Source organism: Prevotella pectinovora, assembly GCF_000834015.1.
Lineage (GTDB): Bacteria > Bacteroidota > Bacteroidia > Bacteroidales > Bacteroidaceae > Prevotella > Prevotella pectinovora.
Genome location: NZ_JXQI01000086.1, coordinates 19,886 through 38,627, shown reverse-complemented (window position 1 = coordinate 38,627; position 18,742 = coordinate 19,886). Strand labels below are relative to the sequence as shown.

Here is an 18,742-nt window from a genome sequence, read left to right as displayed (position 1 = left end):
GGTAAGGCTACAGAATATTATGAATCTATAAAAGAATTTAATGAGCCTGATTTTTTGAAGTTTGTGAATGATAATATGAATCCCAATTCCAAATATTATAGTTATGCAATGTTCTATAATAAAGAAATACAGAAGGAGATTTTTCTTATCAAATTTGAACATACAAGAACGTTTGATGTAAAAACGCTCTTGGCTGAGGTTAAGAAAATAGGAATAGATACTTCCAAATTAGAAGAGTATATGAAAAAGAACAAAATCAAATATGAGTTCACACCAGTTTGGATTCCTGATTTGGAAGACACTCTTATACCTCTAACATTTGGAGGAAGAAGAAATAGACTGTAAATATTAATACACATACCCGTTGGCGGAATTAATTTAAGTTGGTCGATACGAGCAAAAGTTGCCCATATCGCTGATTTTTAGTAAAAATGAGAATTTCAGAAAAACTGTCAGATCATCTGGTTTTTCGTTGTAACATTCTGACAACCAAACAGTTGATTATCAAGCAATTGTCTGGCAATTGTCTGGATGGTTTGCTGACGGAAATTGTCAGATGAATCTTGATGATATGTGAAACGCTTTATAATGTTATAGTTACATTACTGGTTATCATGTATCCTATTTTGTATCAGATGTATATCCAAGAACAGCAAGAAAATAGAAGATGACATTAAGAATGTCATTCTTGATGAAATTTCTATTTTATTTTACATAATTCTAATAATAATTATTATGACAGAAGAAGAGAATAAAGAGTTTGAGGAATTCTTAGAATGGAAGGCCGAAAAGAAACGCGAAGAGGAAGAAAATAAGGTGAAGCAAAAAGAGGCAGAAAGACAAGTTAAGGTTAATGCTCAAATGCCTCAAGTAGAGGAAGAGAAAAGCATGGAATTTGATAACAAACAAGTTCCTTATTCTTCAAATAATAAGATTGAAAGCAACAATACCGGGGAAAAGCCCACAACCTTCCCATTACCGTTTGTATTATTCATTTTTTTGTTACTTTTCATCATGTGTATTGCTCTACTACCAAATTCAACTGATGGAAATCAAACGACTTCTTATAAAACTGAGTCAACTTCTAATAGCGAGACTAATAAAGAAAGATTGGATAGTCTTAAGAGAGCTAAGAGAATAGAACTATTAAAAAATACGATAAAGATAAAGAAGGCTTATCTATCATCTCCTAATAGTGCTGGCGGTGTAGACGCTCATCTTATATGGAAGAATGTATCTAATAAGACTATAAAATATTTAAACTGGAGTGGCTATCCAATAAATGCCGTGGGTGACCCTGTTTCATGTGAAGTTCGTGGAACCATTGAAGGTGGTGGCAATGTTACTGGCCCTATAAAGCCTGGTACAACTTATGGTTATGGAACATATTGGGATTGCCTTTGGTACAATTATTCAGCAAAGAAACTTGTGCTAACAGAAATCAACATCGAATACATGGATGGTAGTTCAATCAATATAAACAAGGACGAATTGAAATATGTTCGTTAATTATTAATTGAATACATTAAATAGTGGGATTAAACAATTAGCAGCTAAGCATATCCGTGGATGTTTGAATAACGCCGAAAAATAAGAAGAAGTCAATGAAATGCTTGCAAGATGCTGGTTGTACTCGAGATAATCTAACAACAAAACATTAAAGGCATGGCAAATCAAAAACATCCATATGGTTACTGGACTGATGAAAGAATCATTGAAGAGTCAAAAAGATACAAAACCCCAATAGAGTTTAAGATAAATGCACCTACTGCATACAAAAAGGCTAATGAGAAGAAGCTGATAAAGGGAATGACATGGTTGAAAACAGACCGTCATAAAAAGCGTGGACCACGTGCAAATCACAAATACACAAAAGATGTAGTTTTTTCATTTATACAAGAACATAAATGTATAACATATGCTGAATTTAGGCGCATAAATGAATACGCATATAACCAAGCAAAGAAAAATGGTTGGTTGTCTGAATTGGGTTTAATACAGGATAATCCAGGAAAGAAATTCTGGACTAAAAAGAAGGTATTTGAAGTAGCTCGCAACTACTCAAATAAAACGGATTTTGAAGAAAAAGAACCAGCAGCATATAGTTGGGCAAGTGAGTACAAAATCCTTGATAAATTTGACTGGATGAAGCCGCGTAGTTATGACGAAAGGAAAGAAGAGCATAACTCAACTGTGTACGCCTATGTTGATGAAAACAATAAAGTTGCATATGTAGGTCTAACAATAGATAAAAATAGTAGAAAGAGAAGTCATAAATATGGTTCTAATAGTGCGGTAAGAAAATACTTTGGCAAAAACATTCCAGAACCAATTAGTTTGAAGGATGGACTGACTGTATTGGAAAGTCAATACTATGAGGATTATTACAAGAAGCAATATGCAAATGATGGTTACACTCTTTTGAATGTAGCAGCAACAGGAAAAAACGTTGGTTCTATTGGTGGTATCGCTAAGTGGACTTCAAAAGAAAAAGTATTTGAAGAATCAAGGAAATACCATAGTAGAAGTGAATTTCAAAGAGAGGCTGGAGGAGCGTATAATCATGCCAAACACAACAAATGGCTTAAAGAAATGACTTGGTTAACAACACCTGTGAGAAAAATCAGATGGACTCACGATGCTGTTATTGAAGAAAGCCGCAAATATGAATATAAATGTGACTTTAGAAAAAATGCAAGTGGAGCACATCAGACCGCAAGTGAAAAAGGATGGCTTAAAGAAATGACTTGGCTTAAAGATAAGCATAAGCCACATAACTATTGGACAAAAGAAAAGGTATTTGAGGAGAGCCACAAGTATTCAAACAAAAAGGATTTTGAGAATAAAGCCAAGACAGCTTTCCTAAAAGCTATGAGTAATGGATGGCTACCTTTGATGACATGGTTAAAGCCTCTTCCTTTAGGGAAAATATCAAAATGGACAAGAGAAGCAATCATTGAAGAATCAAAGAGATACACATCAAGAACAGAATTTGCAATAAATAGCCCGACAGCATACCAACATGCATGTAAAGACAAAACAATATTCAAGGAAATGCCATGGATAAAAGAGAAAAAGAAGCCAGATGGCTATTGGGATGTCAAAGAGCATGTAATGGAAGAAGGCAAAAAGTACAGAAATCGCAAGGCTTTTTCAGAAGGGGCTTATACGGCATGGAAAAAGGCAAAGGAATATGGGTGGATTGATGAAATAGAATGGCTAAAAGACTAAATTGGAGAACCAACCAGCCCAAGCTCCCGTAAGGAGATTCTTGAAAAGCATAGTTCCATTTTTTCCATGCGCCCCACCTTTCTACTGAAGACTATCTTGCATATTACATGATAAATATCGCTAAAAGTTGGTTATTTCAAAACAATTGGTGTATTTTTTTTGCAGAAAACTTTTAGAATGGAGAATTATGGAAGAAAAATTATCAACTATATATTTGGTAAGCGGTCAAACAGCTCTTCAATATCTTATGAGCGTGAGCAAAAAGTACAGGCAGATAGCGACCGAAGCGATATTCGAGTGTTTGAGACTGGGATATCCGCTCAACGATATGGAAATAACAGGCAAAGCTCGCGAACTGCTGAGGAAGAGGAATGCACTAGGTTGATCAAGTGAAAAGATTAGTAACTTGATAAGCATCACTTTTAGGTATTGCCGAACTGAAGACCGAGCACATAGAGCTGACACTGCTTCTGTGTTCAAATATAAAGCAAAGCCGTTAGCGGAATTATTTTGCGTTAAACCCGAATCGGTCATTAGGGCTTGAGTGGATTTTGTTTGGATTTTAATGAGTAATAGCGGGCTATTGCGAATTAAAAACAGACAAAAGACGCTTTATAAAAAACAAAAGACTGCAAGCAGTATATAAAAATACATAAAACGGTCTAATGACGGATTTGGGCTAAAATTGGGCACGCTGCTTGCCCAACATGGGTAACGTGCTTGCCCATCATGGGCAACGTGCTTGCCCCTGTTGGGCAGATTTGCTGTCAGACAAATGCCCAAAAGTTAATGTTGTAATACCCATATTCCTGTTTTCTGGATTCAGCCGACTCCTACAATTCCTGTCGGCTGAATTCCTCACTTCTGACAAATCCTTCCATCTGACAATTACTTTCATCAGCAAACCATCCAGACAATTGCCTGACAATCGCCGGACAGTCAACCACTTGGTTATCAGAATATTACAGCCAAAAACCAGACAATCTGATGGTTTTTTACAATTTTTGGGTAATATGACATTTGAGGTGAATTGGGGTGAAATTTCTACTAACTATTGACGGTTTGAGTTATTACCTGAAAAAGGCGAATAACCTCACATCGGAGAAAGAGCCTTTTCATTATCCCGTACAAAAGTACCACAATTAGCTACGTTTGTGGTATTTTTGTACTAAAATAGCTACAAAACTGTTGAAAGGTATTAAAAAAGGGGTGGATTTTAAAAGATTTCCGTACAAAAGTACCACAATTAAAAACATTTGTGGTACATTTGTACCAAATTAGGAGAACTATCATGGAAGCAAAGAATTCATTCATATCATCAGCAAACGTCAAAGAACAAGGACGAACAGCTTACTACAAAATGCTGGAAGCCGTTCGCCAAGGTGAACTGATTCAGGTTTGCCGTGGCGTATATGCTAACATAGACCAATTGTCAGCATGTATGGTTGATATTGAGTCTATTGTCCCCAACGGTATTCTCTGCCTTTGGTCTGCCTGGAATATCCATCAGCTTACGACATCCATGCCGCAGGCTTATCATGTCGCCATCAAAAGGGATAGGAAAGTAAAAGTTCCTTCATTCCCAAAGATAGAGCTCCATCACTATACTTCCAACATTCTTGAAATTGGCGTGATGGAGAAAGTCATAGATGGATTTAAGGTAAAGGTATATGATGTAGAACGATGCGTATGCGATGCTGTAAAGTTTCGCAACAAGGTGGGTATTGATGTCTGTTCTGAAATCATCGATAACTATCTTTCCAGACCAGAAAGAAATATCAGTAAACTAATGGATTATGCCAGACAATTGCGTGTTGGCAATATCCTGGAAAATTATCTACAAGTGAAGCTATGAGTAAAGAACAAAATAAAAACTATGGGAAGTCTATACGTACAAAATTGCTGAACGTTGCAAGAAAGGAAAACGTCTTTAATCAGACTATCCTAACTCGGTATTTTCAAGAGAGACTTCTCTACAGAATATCGCAGACTCATTATAGAGGAAATTTCTATCTGAAGGGAGGCGCACTCATGTATGCATACGAAAAATTTGCTGCTCGTCCAACATTGGATATCGATTTCCTTGGCAATAATATCAGCAACGAAGGCGCTTCTATAATTGCAGCATTCAGAGAAATATGTTCTGTGCCATACGAGGAAGATGGCGTAATATTTGACACGGAGAACATTACTGCACAAAATATAACAGAGTTCAAAGACTATCATGGGATTAGGCTCAGCATCCCAGTCAAGATGGACACCATTGCCCAGGTTTTAACAATGGATATTGGTTTTGGTGATGTGGTAACACCTTCCCCAATAGATCTTGATTATCCAGTATTGCTAGAACATCTGCCGAGTGCCAATATTCTGGCCTACTCGCTTGAAACGGTTATTGCCGAAAAGATGCACGCAATTGTGGATCTTGCAGACCAAAGTAGTCGAATGAAGGATTATTATGATCTCTACAAAATCTTGCAGAATGAAAAATATAATCCTGTAATATTACAGGAAGCTATCAAACATACATTTGAAAATCGCCACACTCCTTATAATGAGAACACGATGTTCTTCCGAAAGGAGTTTGGTAGCAATCAGCAAATGCAAGTCAGATGGACAGCTTTCATGCGTAAAATAACGTCCACAGACATATTGTCCTTTACCGAAGTGATAGCGTTCTTACAGCAAAGACTTCTTCCGTTTTGGGAGAACATGAAAGATGAATAGCAGAAATAACACATACGTCTCCATCCTTCTGCGAATTATTAAGCAAGGAAGGGATAACCAAATGGACTTGCAACGACAAAACTCTGATATCAGACATACAGCAGGAACGTGAAGTTATGAATAGTCTGTATGAAACTCTGAAAGAACATCAGCAGCATGTCACTCATTGGTGTTACGGACATTTTCATCAAAGCTGGCATTCTTCTATTGATGGTACATCGTTTAAGATGCTGGATATTATGGAGTTTTATGAGTTGAAATAATTTTGGACTCAAAAGAGAGCTACAGAATCACGCCCGAGCAGAAAGAATATCTGCGGACATTGAAGATAAAATAATTATGACACAAGATACTTCTACATATTACGTTTGGATAGGTGGCTCATGTGATTATGGCCATAAAGAGCGAGCTGGTGGTGCTGCCGTTGTGATTGAGAACAATGGAAGCATCATCAGACGTGATGTAATCAGCGACCTCCACACCACGGAGTTCCGCATGATGCTGACACTTATGATCAAGGTGATGCAGGAAATTCCGGAAGGTTCCGACATCGTTTTCCTGACCAACGCCGCCTATATTCAGAACTTTGACAAGGCTCCAACATCAAAATCAGCCAACCGAACGAACAGTGAGAGCAAAGATGCAAACTCGCTTGCAATCTCTGCCGAGCCGCAAGGGAGGAAGGCAAGAGCCAACTCCGACTTGATACTACAATGCATTGAGGAAAAGAAAAGGCACAAATCAGTAGGGGTCAAGATTGTGCAATACCACAAAAGCCCATTGCTGATAGAGACCCATAACATGGCTACGGAAGCAATGGCCAAGACAAGGAAGGAGTTTCATCAGAAGCTGCAATAGAATTTCTCTTTAAACATTCAGACACGATTTGCGTCTTATTCTTAGAAGATGGCGTTTAAGCACCCATAGCTTTTTAGGCATTATAAATTTTTAATTATATGAAACTAAACAAAATACATCATGTAGCCGTGATTTGCTCTGACTATGAGCAATCTAAGTATTTCTATACAGAAGTGTTGGGCTTGAAGATCGTGAGTGAAAATTATCGTGAGGAACGCCACTCATGGAAGGCAGACTGCTGGCTTGGCAACACATACGTCGTGGAACTATTCTCCTTCCCCAATCCTCCTGCACGTCCTTCCTATCCCGAAGCAGCCGGTCTGCGTCACCTCGCTTTCGAGGTGGACAATCTTGCGGCAGCCGTCAGCGAGCTTGACAGCAAGGGCGTAAAGCACGAGCCTATACGCACGGACGAATATACCGGCAGGCAGTTTGTATTCTTCAGCGACCCCGACGGTCTACCAATAGAACTGTACGAAAAGTAAAAAAACATCACTTATAGGTATTGCCCGACTCACAACAAAATTGTATCTTTGCATTGTAACTAACAGATAAAAGACTATGACAGAAATGACAGCAACAATAATCATTGGACTTCTGATTCCGCTATTGGGAACGATGCTTGGTTCGGCTTTCGTATTAATGATGAAAAACGAGATGTCTGCGCGATTGCAAAAGACATTGTTGGGCTTTGCCTCTGGAGTGATGGTAGCAGCGTCCGTATGGTCGTTGCTAATTCCTGCTATGGAGATGAAGGCAGAGAGCGGCGTATGGTCGGTAGTACCGGCAGCCATAGGCTTTCTGTTAGGCATCGGTTTCCTACTGTTGATCGACGAGCTTACGCCCCACCTTCATATTGGCACAGACAAGCCCGAGGGCATCAAGTCGCACATGTCAAAGACAGCTATGCTTGCCCTTGCCGTAACCATCCACAACCTGCCCGAAGGAATGGCAGTAGGCGTGGTGTTTGCAGGAGCCGAAAACAGTGCTTCGCATATCTCGTTAGCCGGAGCCATTTCCGTTTCGTTGGGCATAGCCATTCAGAACATCCCCGAAGGCGCTATTATCTCTATGCCTATGCGTGCAGCAGGCAACAGCCGATGGAAATCCTTTATGTTAGGCTCGCTGAGCGGAGTGGTAGAGCCTATAGGAGCCATTGCCGTACTGTTGCTTGCCTCTCTCATTATGCCAGTCCTACCCTACATGCTCGCCTTTGCAGCAGGAGCCATGTTCTACGTAGTGGTGGAAGAGCTAATCCCTGAAGCCTCAAGCGGCCAGCACAGCAATCTCAGTACCATCGGCTTCGCCATAGGTTTCGTGCTGATGATGGTGCTTGATGTTGTTATGGGTTAACAAAAATATATAGATTATGAAGGAACATCTGCGGACATTGAGAATTAAACCCAAATCGGTCATTAGGCCGTTTAATGTATAATTTTAATAACTGCTTGCAGTCTTTTGTTTTTTATAAGGCGCCTTTTGCTTGTTTTTAATTCGCAATAGCTCGCTATTACTCATTAAAAGCCAAACAAAATCCATCCTTCTAAAAAGCAAAATCCAAGCAAGCCCTAATGACCGATTTGGGTTAAATAATTATGACACAACACTAGTGTCCCGTTTAAACGAGACACTATTGAACTTAAAAGGAAAGTATGAAAAAGAAACTGATTGTTTTGGCGATAAGTTCTCTGGCAATTCTGGCTTCCTGCACAGGAAAGAAGACTACGCCAAATGCTGCAGACAATGATTCTGCAAATGTAGTTGACACCACCGCTTCCAATAAGGACAATGTGGATTTGACGTCTGTTGCAGGAACGTATGAGGGAACTCTCCCGGCAGCAGATTGCCCGGGTATAAAGACAGTGCTCACTATCAATGCTGATAGCACCTATTTGTTGAAGCAGGACTTTATCGACAAGAAAGATGGTCACGATGAAGCAAGCGGCATTTTTAAAGTGCTTGACGGTAAAGTCCTTATGCTTGTTCGTCCTTCAACAGGTGAACAGACCTTTTATAAGGTTAAGAATGCCAACAGCATCATTATGACAGATTCTATGGGTGTAGAACCTGAAGGTGAGACTGCAAAATTGTATGTACTGAAAAAGAAATAGTACAAGGGATCAAAAAAACGTGGACAGACATTAAGTCTATTCACGTTTTTTCAAGATTGCGGTCTCACTCTGATTTCTCAGAGTGAGGACCATTTGGTTATCTTACAGGACGAATCACGAATTTGAATGCATAGTCCTGATAAGGAAGCATATATTTCTCAATAGGTAATGAGCCCCATGTATCGACACATCCCAATCCCATCTGTCTCTGACTAATGTGTACAGAGGTAAAGTCTCGTGGTACAAGGTCTCCAGAATGTTCTTGGTTCTTTACCGGTCCGCGGTAAAGATCTGAAGTCAGATAGTTCAGGCTTGAACACTCCATTGGCTCATTGGAGAAAAACTCCAGACCCTTATTGTCTTTTGTCAGAACCTTCCAATATCTTACCTGCGTCTTGTTGCCAGACTCCTGTGGACGGACGTATGGATAATACTGATCCTTTACCAACTGGGTAAAAATGCCCAATCTGTCGGAATTGTTACGGTCTGCATAATTCTCGTTAGGACCCTTTCCGTAGAATTCAACTCTATCAAACTCTTTAGGCATCTGCAATTCCATTCCATAGCGCAGAAGATTTGGCTTGTTCTCCGCATCAGGATTTACCTTCAGATCTTGTTCAACAGTAAGTTCTCCATTATTATTCAATGTATAGGTAAGAGTCAGTGTAGACTCTGTTTCTTTGAGATACAACTCGGCAACAACAGAACCATTCTCCTTACGGGTAAAATTCTTCAGTTCCATACTTGGTTTATTCCATGCTGCACTTAATGTAGGCATATGTGAACCAAAATCGTTGTCTGTGCATGCTCTCCAGAAGTCTGGAGTCAAATCAAATCCTTTTACAAGCATAGGTGTTTTGTCAACATCCAAATAAGAAAGCGGAACATTCTCCATATTGAGCGAAGCCATGAACCTGCACTTCTGGCCCCGCATGCGAATCAAGCATCCTACACATGTAAAGGGACAGCTCTATATCCCGATGATCAACCTTGCCATGTATATCGGTGTGGTCATCATCATCCTGCTGTTTCGCGACTCCTCACACATGGAGTCAGCCTACGGACTCGCCATCACCATCACCATGCTGATGACCACCCTGCTTCTCGGTTTCTACCTGCACAGCAAGGGTGTGTCGCGAGTCCTCACGATATTGTTTATGGGCGCATACTGCACCATCGAGGCAATCTTCCTGGCAGCCAACCTGTCGAAGTTTCTCGCAGGAGGATGGTGTACGATGCTTATTGGAGGAATCCTGTTTCTGATGATGTATGTATGGGTTAGAGCCATGAAGATACGCCACCATTATATCAGAACTAAACCTCTGGATGACTACTATCAGATTATATCCGACATCAAGGCAGACAAGAGTATCCCCAAGTACGCCTCCAACCTTGTCTATATAAACCATGCCAACAAGGAAGGCACCGTAGACAACAAACTGCTCTACTCCATCATCAACAAGCAGCCTAAACGTGCTGACCACTACTGGCTTATCAACATGGAGTTTGCCGATACGCCAGACACGTTGGAGTACAGATTTGATACCCTGGTACCCGACACCCTCTACAGCATTACGATGCGCATTGGTTTCCGCATAGAGCCCCGGGTGAGTCTCTACTTGAGGCAAGTGGTGGAAGACCTTGTGGCTGACGGAAAAGTTGATCTGACCAGCTCCTATCCGTCGCTCCGCAAAAACGGTATTCCTGGCGATTTCCGATTCATCATCATCCACCGAGTATATTATCCGGAGAGTTCCGTCAACCGCCAGCAGAACCTGCTAATGAGTATGTATGCACTCATCAGCAAGATAGGCATCGACGAACCAAAGGCATTGGGACTCGACACTTCTATGGTGGTGGTAGAACGTGTACCGCTCATCATCAGCCAACGCAACGGAAGCATAAGACGCATCACGCAAATCGTGGAAGAAGAGTAAGTCCTGTCGCAAGATAATATTTTTTCAAGTGATATATAGATACTGAAACGTTACGTAGGCAAAGGCGCATCACAAGGATGGCTCGAAGGCTTGCCGAAGGCGGTGCCTGACAAGATGGGGATCTTACTCCGTGGGGCCGGTGTATTGGCCGATGAAGAAGATGGTGTTGGTAGCGCGCTCGGTAATCATGTAGATGAACGGGCGGTTGGCATGGAACACCACGTGGCGGGGCTCATCGGGCTGATACATCGACATCATCATGGTGGCGGCGGTGACTGCGGCGGCCTTGGTTCCATTCTCACTCACCTCTATCTTTGCCTTTTGCAGCATGGTCGACACATACATGGGGGCGTCGGTCATATTACCGAAATTAGCCTGACCTGCTTGGAAGATCGACGGGGCGCCAAGGGCTGAGATGGGCTGGTTGAGCGGGGTCTCGGTGGTGGTGGAGAAGCGGGGCAGCTTCAGATCGACCAAACACTCGGTCATGTTGGCCTGCAGCTCGGCAAAGTTCTTGGCGTTGAGCTGCTGCGCCACATCAGTGGTCGACTTGCCCTCAGCGGGCAGGATTATGGTCATCGAGTAGGTGCCATTGCCGTAAGGAAGGGTCACGGCGGCGTAATCCTTATTGTCGGCATACATGAACTTATGCTCCTGCTGCATCATGTCGACCTTCTTGATGTCGCGGGTGAAACCGCGGAACTCCTCCGTCTTGGTCTGGCTCTTGTCGAACTTGGAAGCCCAAGTGCCGTTGAAGTAGATGGCGTTCATCAGTACTGCGGTGGCATTGGCGTCGAGTTGGTCAACGATCTTGGGAATCATGCCGTCGGTTTGCTTGGCACACCATCCGTTGATCTTGCTCAGGGTCTTGGGCGACGTGAAATCCATGCTCTCCACCTGTGCCTCGAAGAGGGCCTTCATAGCGGTGGCATACTCGTTCTTGAAGGTCACCTGCTTGTTCACGGCAATGCAGTTGGCTATGTTGATCTGGGTACGACGGTCGAGAGCCGACGCATGATTGATAATCGACTTATAGGCGTCGTTGAGCGTCTGCAACGATGTGCCGTCCTGCCCCAATGCCTTCATGATCTCGGTCTGCGTGGCGCCTTCAGCACCATTGGCCAGCATGCCCATGAGGTAGGCCACGCTGATGGGCGAGAGAACCTTCGAGTCCATACCCTCCTGGGTGCGGAAAAGGTTGAAGGCAAAGTCGTTGGTCTGGGCCACAGCCTTCTGCTCTGCGTCGCTCAGAACGAGATATTGCTCATCGAGGTTGCTCTCAATCTTGGTTGCATTCATACTGTTATCCGTCTTCTGATGGTTCTTCTGCGTGGCGCACGAGCCAAGCGTGGTAGCGGCCAGGGCTGCCATAACGGCTGCATGACCTATGTGTACGATATTTTTTTTCATTTTACAACTAACTTTGTTTTGTTTACAATCCATACTTTTCAGCTTTTTTATTTACATAAATACGCAAAAGGGTGGATTATTGCATGGGCTAACTAAATACTTTTGCAAAAACAGGGCAAAAGCGTTGTTTTTTTGGGGGAAGGAAAAAGACTTTGACTCACAATCCTGCAACTTGATTTCCTGCATGAAAGAGATAAACTCATAGGTCTTGTTATTGTTTATGGCTTGCTGCTAAAACAACTCGTAGTCGAGCACCTTTCTTCGCTTCAAGAACAAGGTCATCCAAGCGTCATAGTGGATGTTTCCCAACAAGAAGATAGCAAATACCAACTTATTGTAGAAGAATATATGTCAGTATTATTTGTTTCATCTCGATTTGTGGCATAACAAATAATACTGTATCTTTGCATAAGGATGAATAAGAAAAAATCACAACTCTCAATCTTTTCATTTATGCAAGACACGAATATCCATACCGGCGTTTACGAACAGATTATCAACCGCCTCTTCAAACAGAAATTGAACGAGGTGGACACCGGGCGATTCTATATAGGCAAGAAGCTGATTTCGAAGGATGATGCTGTGAATATTCTCAGCAAGTATCTGCAGCACCTTATCGAGGGGACGTTTTCTGGTACACCCGACGATCAGGATGCAGACAAATATACTGATTTTATTAATTCCGTTATCAAGACATTAGGCAAGGAATTCAACGTGGAGGACACGGAGCTCGAACTTATTGACGCTCAGAAAAGCATCCTGACAGCTGTTGTAGACCGCACAAACTGCGAATATCCAGACATAGAGCAACACCTGAAAGCCATCACCCCTATAACCTCCCTCAGCCGAAGCGCCTTGTTCTTCGGAGGCAGAGGTCCAGCCGACATGGAGAGCGAGCTTAACCGCGAGATTCTCTGTGCCGACGAGATATGGTGGGTGGTGTCGTTTATCAAGACAAGCGGACTTAATCTGCTCTGGAACAGCTTGCGTAAGTTCACAGGCGAGGGTAAGAAACTGCGCGTCATCACAACCACCTATACAGGTGCTACGGATTACGACGCCATTGCACGATTGGCTTCCTTGCCTAACACGGAGATTAAGATTTCGTATGACGGAACGCAAGACCGCCTGCATGCCAAATCCTATATTTTCCTTCGCAACTCCGGTTTCCACACGGCTTATATCGGTTCAAGCAATCTCTCGCTTTACGCCTTGAAGGATGGCAAGGAATGGAATTTCAAGGCCACTCAGTTTGAGCTGCCACAGGTTATCTACGAGGTGCGCAATTCGTTTGAGGCATATTGGTGCGACTCTACATTCGAGAACTTCATTCCCGGCGTTAGCGACGAACGGTTGAAGAAGGCATTGGGAGCCGATTGGGAAACGCCTTTGCTTGATTTCTCGGCTCTCGACCTCATGCGTGCCAAAGACTATCAGCAGGAGATATTGGAGAAGCTGGATGTGGAGCGAAATGTGCACGGCCATTTCCGCAACCTTGTGGTAGCAGCCACGGGCACGGGAAAGACCGTTATTGCCGCTTTCGACTTCAAACGCTACCGCGAGGCTCATCCCGACTGCCGTTTTCTCTTCATAGCCCACCGTCAGGAAATCCTTCGCCAGGCCATGCTCACCTTCCGCATAGTGCTCGAAGACCCTAACTTCGGTAGCGTATGGGACGGTAACAACGAGCCATCAAGCTATCAGCATGTCTTTGCAAGCAAGGACACATTGCGCAACCGACTGGACAGTCTGCAGCTTACTGAGGACTTCTACGACTATATGGTTGTAGACGAGGTTCATCACATCGTGGCTCCAACCTACGTCAAACTGATTACTTACTTCAAGCCCCACATTCTGCTTGGTCTTACAGCAACGCCCGAACGTACAAACGAACAGGAGGATATCACGGTTTTCTTCGACGGACATATCTCTGCCGAAATACGTCTTCCAGCTGCCCTGAATGCCGGATTGCTCGCTCCGTTCCATTATTATGGCATCCCGGATAATGTGGATTTGACGGAAGTGAAATGGAGCGGCCACGGCTACGACATCTCCGAGCTGTCGCGTGTCTACACCCGGAACGATTTCCGTACAGGTCTCATCCTGAAGAAGATGCAGGAGTATATTGGAAACAGCCGACTCAACAAAGTCCGGGCACTTTGCTTCTGTGTAGACAAGGAACACGCACGGTTCATGAACGCCAAGTTCACGCTTGCCGGACTGCATACGGATGTGCTTACGAGTGACGACGACAACCACCATCGGGCCCTCGTCAAGAAGCAGCTTCAGACAGGCAAAATCAACTACCTCTTCGTTGTAGACCTCTTCAACGAGGGTGTGGATATTCCTGAGGTCGACACCATTCTGTTCCTTCGTCCTACCGAAAGTGCCACGGTCTTCCTCCAGCAGTTTGGCCGAGGACTCCGTCTGCACAAGGGCAAGGACCATCTTACCGTACTCGACTTTGTAGGTCATTCGCGTGCCGAGTTCAGTTATAAGGACCGCTTTGAGGCTCTCATAGGCCGCCATTCGCGCAACATCAGGGAAGAGATTGAGGGTGGCTTTACCAATGCGCCCTTCGGCTGCAAGATAGTATTGGAAGAAAAGGCAAAAGAGGAAATCCTTGCCAACATCGACGGCTATCTGCGCAGCCTCAACCGAAGCAGAATCGTCAAGGAGATAGCCGCCTACCACAAAGTATGCAACGGCTCGTTCTCACTTAAGGGTTTCTTGGCTTACAGCCACATTCCTTTCCACAAGATATACGGCAGCCTTACGTGGGGCGAGATGTGCCAGATGGCTGGCGTCCAGAGTAAGGTATCGGTACACTCTGCACAAATAAAGTTTGCCGTCACAAAGAAATGGCTCGCTACCGACTCGTTCTCTTACTTCACCCAACTGCTACGGTTCGTGGAGAGCGGTTTCCGTTGCGACACCCGTTCTTTCTCCGAACAGCAGAAGCGTTGTGCCGTGATGCTTTATTACGACCTTTACGACAAGGCGGGCACTTACGCCAGCATCGAGGAGATGTTCCGCGATTTAGCCTCCGACCAACTGTTCATACAGGAGTTGCGTGAGGTTGTGGATTATCTGCGAGACAGATGTTCGGCACCAGAGAAAGCCGACAATTCGGTCTACAAGGAATGGAATCCGCTTCGTCTGCATGGCGTCTACTCCAAAGCACAGATACAGGCTGCGCTCGGACTTTCCACCATAGAGCGCAAATCTCCGTCGCGCGAAGGCGTCGAGCGTTTGAAGGACATCAAACTTGAGGCGATGTACGTAGACATCATAAAGAAACGCGAGGAGGGTTCGATGACTGCATATAAGGACTACGCCCAGAACCGTGAATTCTTCCATTGGGAGACGCAAAACCGAGTGCGCGAGGGCAGTCGTGAGGCAGAGGCTTATCGTAATGGCGAGAACAACATGCTCCTCTTCGTGCGTCAGCAGGTGGAGCATCCCGACTACGGTTGCCGTATGGGGTTCACCTATCTCGGACAGGTCACGATGAAGAGCATAGAGGGCTCAAAGCCGATGCAGATAGTGTGGCATCTGAACACGCCAATGTCGGAAGCCACCTACGCCTTTGCAAGTCAATATAAAGCTATTGGATAATTATGAACACAGGAGAAAGAAAACATATAGAAGTGGTTGCCGCCGTTATCTGCGACGGCAACCGCATATTTGCCACACAAAGAGGATATGGCGAATGGAAGGACTGGTGGGAGTTTCCGGGCGGAAAGATGGAGCCTGGCGAAACGCCCGAAGCTGCCCTGCAAAGAGAGATACGAGAGGAGCTGGCAACGGATATCTCAGTGGAAAGCCTCCTCACCACAGTCTGCTACGACTACCCCAACTTCCACCTAACCATGCATTGCTACCTCTGCAAGGTCAAGAGCGGCAACCTCACTCTCCTCGAACACGAGGCAGCCAAGTGGCTCACGCGCGACGAGCTGGGATGTGTGAAGTGGCTGCCAGCAGATGAGGAAGTGGTGATAAAGATAAAGGGCTGATTTGGAAGCGTGCAGACAGAGCACGACATCTCGGTATATCTATCCGGCTGCTACGGCGATTTCGACTCTTTTGAATTTATGCCGCCAGATAATACCGATATAAAACATGACAAAACCAGCCTTTATTTTTGTGTTCCAATAAAAAGCAGTATCTTTGGAATTCAAATGAAATCAAGACAATAATGGTATTTTATTTTTCAGGTACAGGCAACAGCAAGCATGTGGCGCAACGGCTGGCACAGGCAACCGGCGAAAGCTGCATTTCGATAACAGACTGCATGAGCAAGGACGAATGTTCGTTTTCCTTAAGCGAGGATGAACGTGTGGGATTTGTCACCCCCGTGTATTTCTGGGGGCTGCCCGACATCGTCGTGAGGTTTGTCAACAAACTGACTCTCACGGGGCTCCATCACAACTTCATCTATCATGTGCTCACATTCGGCACCACTACCGGGCAGGCTCATTATATGATGCAGGAATTGCTCAAGAAGAAGGGGCTGCGGCTGGATGCGAAGTATAATGTGAGAATGGTGGATGTATGGACTCCGATATTCGATGTGTCGGACCACGAGAAATGCCTGCGAAAAACGGAAGAAGCCGAAAAGAGCATTGCCAAGACCACGGCAAGGGCTGCAGCACGCAAGGCTGGCAACTTTGATTGTCTGCGTTTTCCGCATTGGTTTGCCCATTGGTATTATCTCACCTACGGGAAGCAGCGCAAGACGAAGAATTTCCATGTGATGAACGACAGATGTGTAGGTTGCGGGAAATGCGCCAGCCAATGTCCGGAACAAGCCATAGAATGCAAGGACGGCTATCCTGTATGGACGAAAGAGAAATGCACGCTGTGTCTCAGATGCCTGCACCACTGCCCCCGTTTTGCCATACAATATGGCAGACACACCATGAAGCATGGGCAGTTCGTGCATCCCGGAGAAAGGGGGCAGGATGCTTGAAAGGAAAAAGGATGAATATCAGGTTGGGGCAACAGCTTTTCGAGGTAATCGATATTGACTGACAAGTTTTCAAACTATACAGTCTGAAGAGAAGCCTTTCTCAATCGTAGAACTTCAAGAAGGTCTACCCGTTGGCGGAATTCATTTAGTGCACACTTAATCTTAATGACCGATTCTGGTAAAACATACCCATCCCTTGCCACCGCACCGAAGGCAGCGACCATTCCCTGACAGGCTATGCGGGAGGATTGGAGGCAAAGAGAGGTTACATATACAAAAAAATCCGATTAAGCGAGAGGAGAGAGAAATTTGCTTGCATAAAATTGTTGCAGTATCAATATAAAAATCGTAATTTTGCATTACAGAGAGAAAAACAACGAACTCAAACAGAAAGGTTTCTGATTATATCATAATTATAAGGCAACATGCAGATATTATTAGCAAACGCCAAGATAATGTTCGACAAGACGGACAGGAAGCCGGTCTCCACCCCACTCTTCCAGACCGTAGCCGACACTCTGGCTGCGGAGATGGCAAGGATGGGCGTAGAGGATTTGGCCCGGCAGCTGGATTGCAGCCGGAAGATAGCTGCAGAGAACTGGAGACGCTATCAAGACTTTATGGCAGCCGAAAAGATGCCTGCCCTGCTTGCCTACAATGGTCAGGCATACAAGCATCTGTGTGCCTGTACATTGAGCGACGAGGCTTTGGAGTATGCCCAGAAGCATCTTTGGATAACGTGTTTTCTCTATGGTCTGCTGCGCCCTATGGACGGCATAGTGCCCTATCGCATGGAACATTGTGTAACGCTCGAAGCCACAAACGACAAGCCCATCAATCAGTTCTGGAAAGACCGACTGACAGATGTGCTAATAGACAGCGTGAAGGCTGACGACGGCATCCTCCTGCATCTCTCCACCGAGGAATACGAGCATCTGTTCGACTGGAAGAGAGTCTGCAAGGAAGTGACGGTCGTTCACCCCCTCTTCTATGTACGGCAGAAAGACGGCAGGCTGAAGATGCAGGCAGTATGGGCCAAGTCGTGCCGTGGAGCAATGCTACGCTTCATTCTGAACAACAGCATCGTCACTCCCGAAGAACTCTCCGCTTTCAGCTACGAAGGCTTTGAATACGCTCCGCAATCAGGCGACGCAAACAATCCGCATTTCGTAAGAGAAAATATCCGGTAAAGAAGATTATGGCAGAACGCCCTGTACTGCATAACGATGAATATAGTTGTTTCTACGGTATCAGACCTTCAGGCATAATCTGCGTCTAATTCATAGATGATTAAACCCAAATCGGTCGTTAGGGCTTGCCTGGATTTTGTTTTTTTAGAAGAGTGGATTTTGTTTGGCTTTTAATGAGTAATAGCGAGCTATTGCGAATTAAAAACGAGCAAAAGACACCTTATAAAAAGCAAAAGACTGCAAGCAGTCATTAACTAATTTTATAACGGCCTAATGGCCGTTTTGGGTTAAACACTCATCACAACT

General features: G+C 44.2%; 17 protein-coding genes and 2 pseudogenes. 16 read left to right on the top strand and 3 right to left on the bottom strand.

What is annotated here, in order from left to right:
• The 10 genes from ST42_RS14105 to ST42_RS12290 all read left to right on the top strand — a co-directional run.
• Positions 1 to 345, top strand: a 345-nt coding sequence (locus ST42_RS14105; RefSeq protein ID WP_044073707.1) for a hypothetical protein, incomplete at its 5' end; no start/stop codon positions are given.
• Between the two features lie 390 nt (positions 346 to 735).
• Complete coding sequence (locus tag ST42_RS12330) at positions 736 to 1,509, top strand: hypothetical protein (RefSeq protein ID WP_044073706.1); 774 nt, start codon at positions 736 to 738, stop codon at positions 1,507 to 1,509.
• 156 nt (positions 1,510 to 1,665) lie between these two features.
• The gene (locus ST42_RS12325) at positions 1,666 to 3,231 is read left to right on the top strand and encodes a hypothetical protein (RefSeq protein WP_044073704.1); all 1,566 of its coding nucleotides are present in this window, start codon (positions 1,666 to 1,668) and stop codon (positions 3,229 to 3,231) included.
• 187 nt (positions 3,232 to 3,418) lie between these two features.
• Positions 3,419 to 3,616, top strand: coding sequence for a hypothetical protein (locus ST42_RS12320; RefSeq protein ID WP_044073702.1), 198 nt, complete (start codon positions 3,419 to 3,421; stop codon positions 3,614 to 3,616).
• Positions 3,617 to 4,522: 906 nt separating this feature from the next.
• A complete protein-coding gene (locus ST42_RS12315; protein ID WP_044073700.1) occupies positions 4,523 to 5,086 on the top strand; it encodes a type IV toxin-antitoxin system AbiEi family antitoxin domain-containing protein in 564 nt (187 codons plus the stop codon).
• A complete protein-coding gene (locus tag ST42_RS12310; protein WP_044073699.1) occupies positions 5,083 to 5,958 on the top strand; it encodes a nucleotidyl transferase AbiEii/AbiGii toxin family protein in 876 nt (291 codons plus the stop codon). Before ST42_RS12315 ends, ST42_RS12310 begins: the two co-directional genes overlap by 4 nt.
• Before the next feature lie 339 nt (positions 5,959 to 6,297).
• On the top strand, positions 6,298 to 6,816 hold the full coding sequence (locus ST42_RS12305) for a ribonuclease H (protein ID WP_044073698.1): 519 nt from the start codon (positions 6,298 to 6,300) through the stop codon (positions 6,814 to 6,816).
• 98 nt (positions 6,817 to 6,914) lie between these two features.
• A complete protein-coding gene (gloA2, locus tag ST42_RS12300) occupies positions 6,915 to 7,301 on the top strand; it encodes an SMU1112c/YaeR family gloxylase I-like metalloprotein (RefSeq protein ID WP_042519728.1) in 387 nt (128 codons plus the stop codon).
• An 85-nt stretch (positions 7,302 to 7,386) separates the two neighbouring features.
• Positions 7,387 to 8,169: a ZIP family metal transporter gene (locus ST42_RS12295; protein ID WP_044073712.1), complete on the top strand. Its 783-nt coding sequence runs from the start codon at positions 7,387 to 7,389 to the stop codon at positions 8,167 to 8,169.
• Between the two features lie 299 nt (positions 8,170 to 8,468).
• Positions 8,469 to 8,927: a copper resistance protein NlpE gene (locus ST42_RS12290; RefSeq protein ID WP_044073696.1), complete on the top strand. Its 459-nt coding sequence runs from the start codon at positions 8,469 to 8,471 to the stop codon at positions 8,925 to 8,927.
• A gap of 97 nt (positions 8,928 to 9,024) precedes the next feature.
• On the opposite strand, the gene ST42_RS12285 is transcribed toward ST42_RS12290, so the two are convergent.
• Positions 9,025 to 9,822: a beta-galactosidase small subunit gene (locus ST42_RS12285; protein WP_231557040.1), complete on the bottom strand. Its 798-nt coding sequence runs from the start codon at positions 9,820 to 9,822 to the stop codon at positions 9,025 to 9,027.
• Between ST42_RS12285 and ST42_RS14610 the strand changes: the two are divergent.
• Both ST42_RS14610 and ST42_RS14605 read left to right on the top strand, forming a co-directional pair.
• A pseudogene (locus tag ST42_RS14610) lies at positions 9,818 to 10,231 on the top strand (KUP/HAK/KT family potassium transporter); the annotation flags it as partial. The gene ST42_RS12285 and the pseudogene ST42_RS14610 overlap by 5 nt on opposite strands.
• A complete protein-coding gene (locus tag ST42_RS14605) occupies positions 10,214 to 10,864 on the top strand; it encodes a KUP/HAK/KT family potassium transporter (RefSeq protein ID WP_394365290.1) in 651 nt (216 codons plus the stop codon). The pseudogene ST42_RS14610 and the gene ST42_RS14605, both read left to right, overlap by 18 nt.
• Before the next feature lie 123 nt (positions 10,865 to 10,987).
• On the opposite strand, the gene ST42_RS12275 is transcribed toward ST42_RS14605, so the two are convergent.
• Positions 10,988 to 12,274 carry a serpin family protein gene (locus ST42_RS12275; protein WP_044073695.1) on the bottom strand — a complete coding sequence of 429 codons (1,287 nt, stop codon included), beginning with the start codon at positions 12,272 to 12,274 and terminating at the stop codon, positions 10,988 to 10,990.
• 150 nt (positions 12,275 to 12,424) lie between these two features.
• Positions 12,425 to 12,613: pseudogene (locus ST42_RS14395) on the bottom strand (hypothetical protein); the annotation flags it as partial.
• Positions 12,614 to 12,727: 114 nt separating this feature from the next.
• Between ST42_RS14395 and ST42_RS12270 the strand changes: the two are divergent.
• The 4 genes from ST42_RS12270 to ST42_RS12255 all read left to right on the top strand — a co-directional run bounded on the left by ST42_RS12270 (position 12,728) and on the right by ST42_RS12255 (position 18,436).
• Positions 12,728 to 15,892, top strand: coding sequence for a DUF3427 domain-containing protein (locus ST42_RS12270; protein ID WP_044073693.1), 3,165 nt, complete (start codon positions 12,728 to 12,730; stop codon positions 15,890 to 15,892).
• A 2-nt stretch (positions 15,893 to 15,894) separates the two neighbouring features.
• Positions 15,895 to 16,290: a (deoxy)nucleoside triphosphate pyrophosphohydrolase gene (locus ST42_RS12265; protein ID WP_044073692.1), complete on the top strand. Its 396-nt coding sequence runs from the start codon at positions 15,895 to 15,897 to the stop codon at positions 16,288 to 16,290.
• A 182-nt stretch (positions 16,291 to 16,472) separates the two neighbouring features.
• On the top strand, positions 16,473 to 17,246 hold the full coding sequence (locus ST42_RS12260; protein WP_044073691.1) for an EFR1 family ferrodoxin: 774 nt from the start codon (positions 16,473 to 16,475) through the stop codon (positions 17,244 to 17,246).
• Positions 17,247 to 17,671: 425 nt separating this feature from the next.
• The gene (locus ST42_RS12255) at positions 17,672 to 18,436 is read left to right on the top strand and encodes a YaaA family protein (protein WP_022317040.1); all 765 of its coding nucleotides are present in this window, start codon (positions 17,672 to 17,674) and stop codon (positions 18,434 to 18,436) included.
• The last annotated feature ends 306 nt before the right edge of the window (positions 18,437 to 18,742 follow it).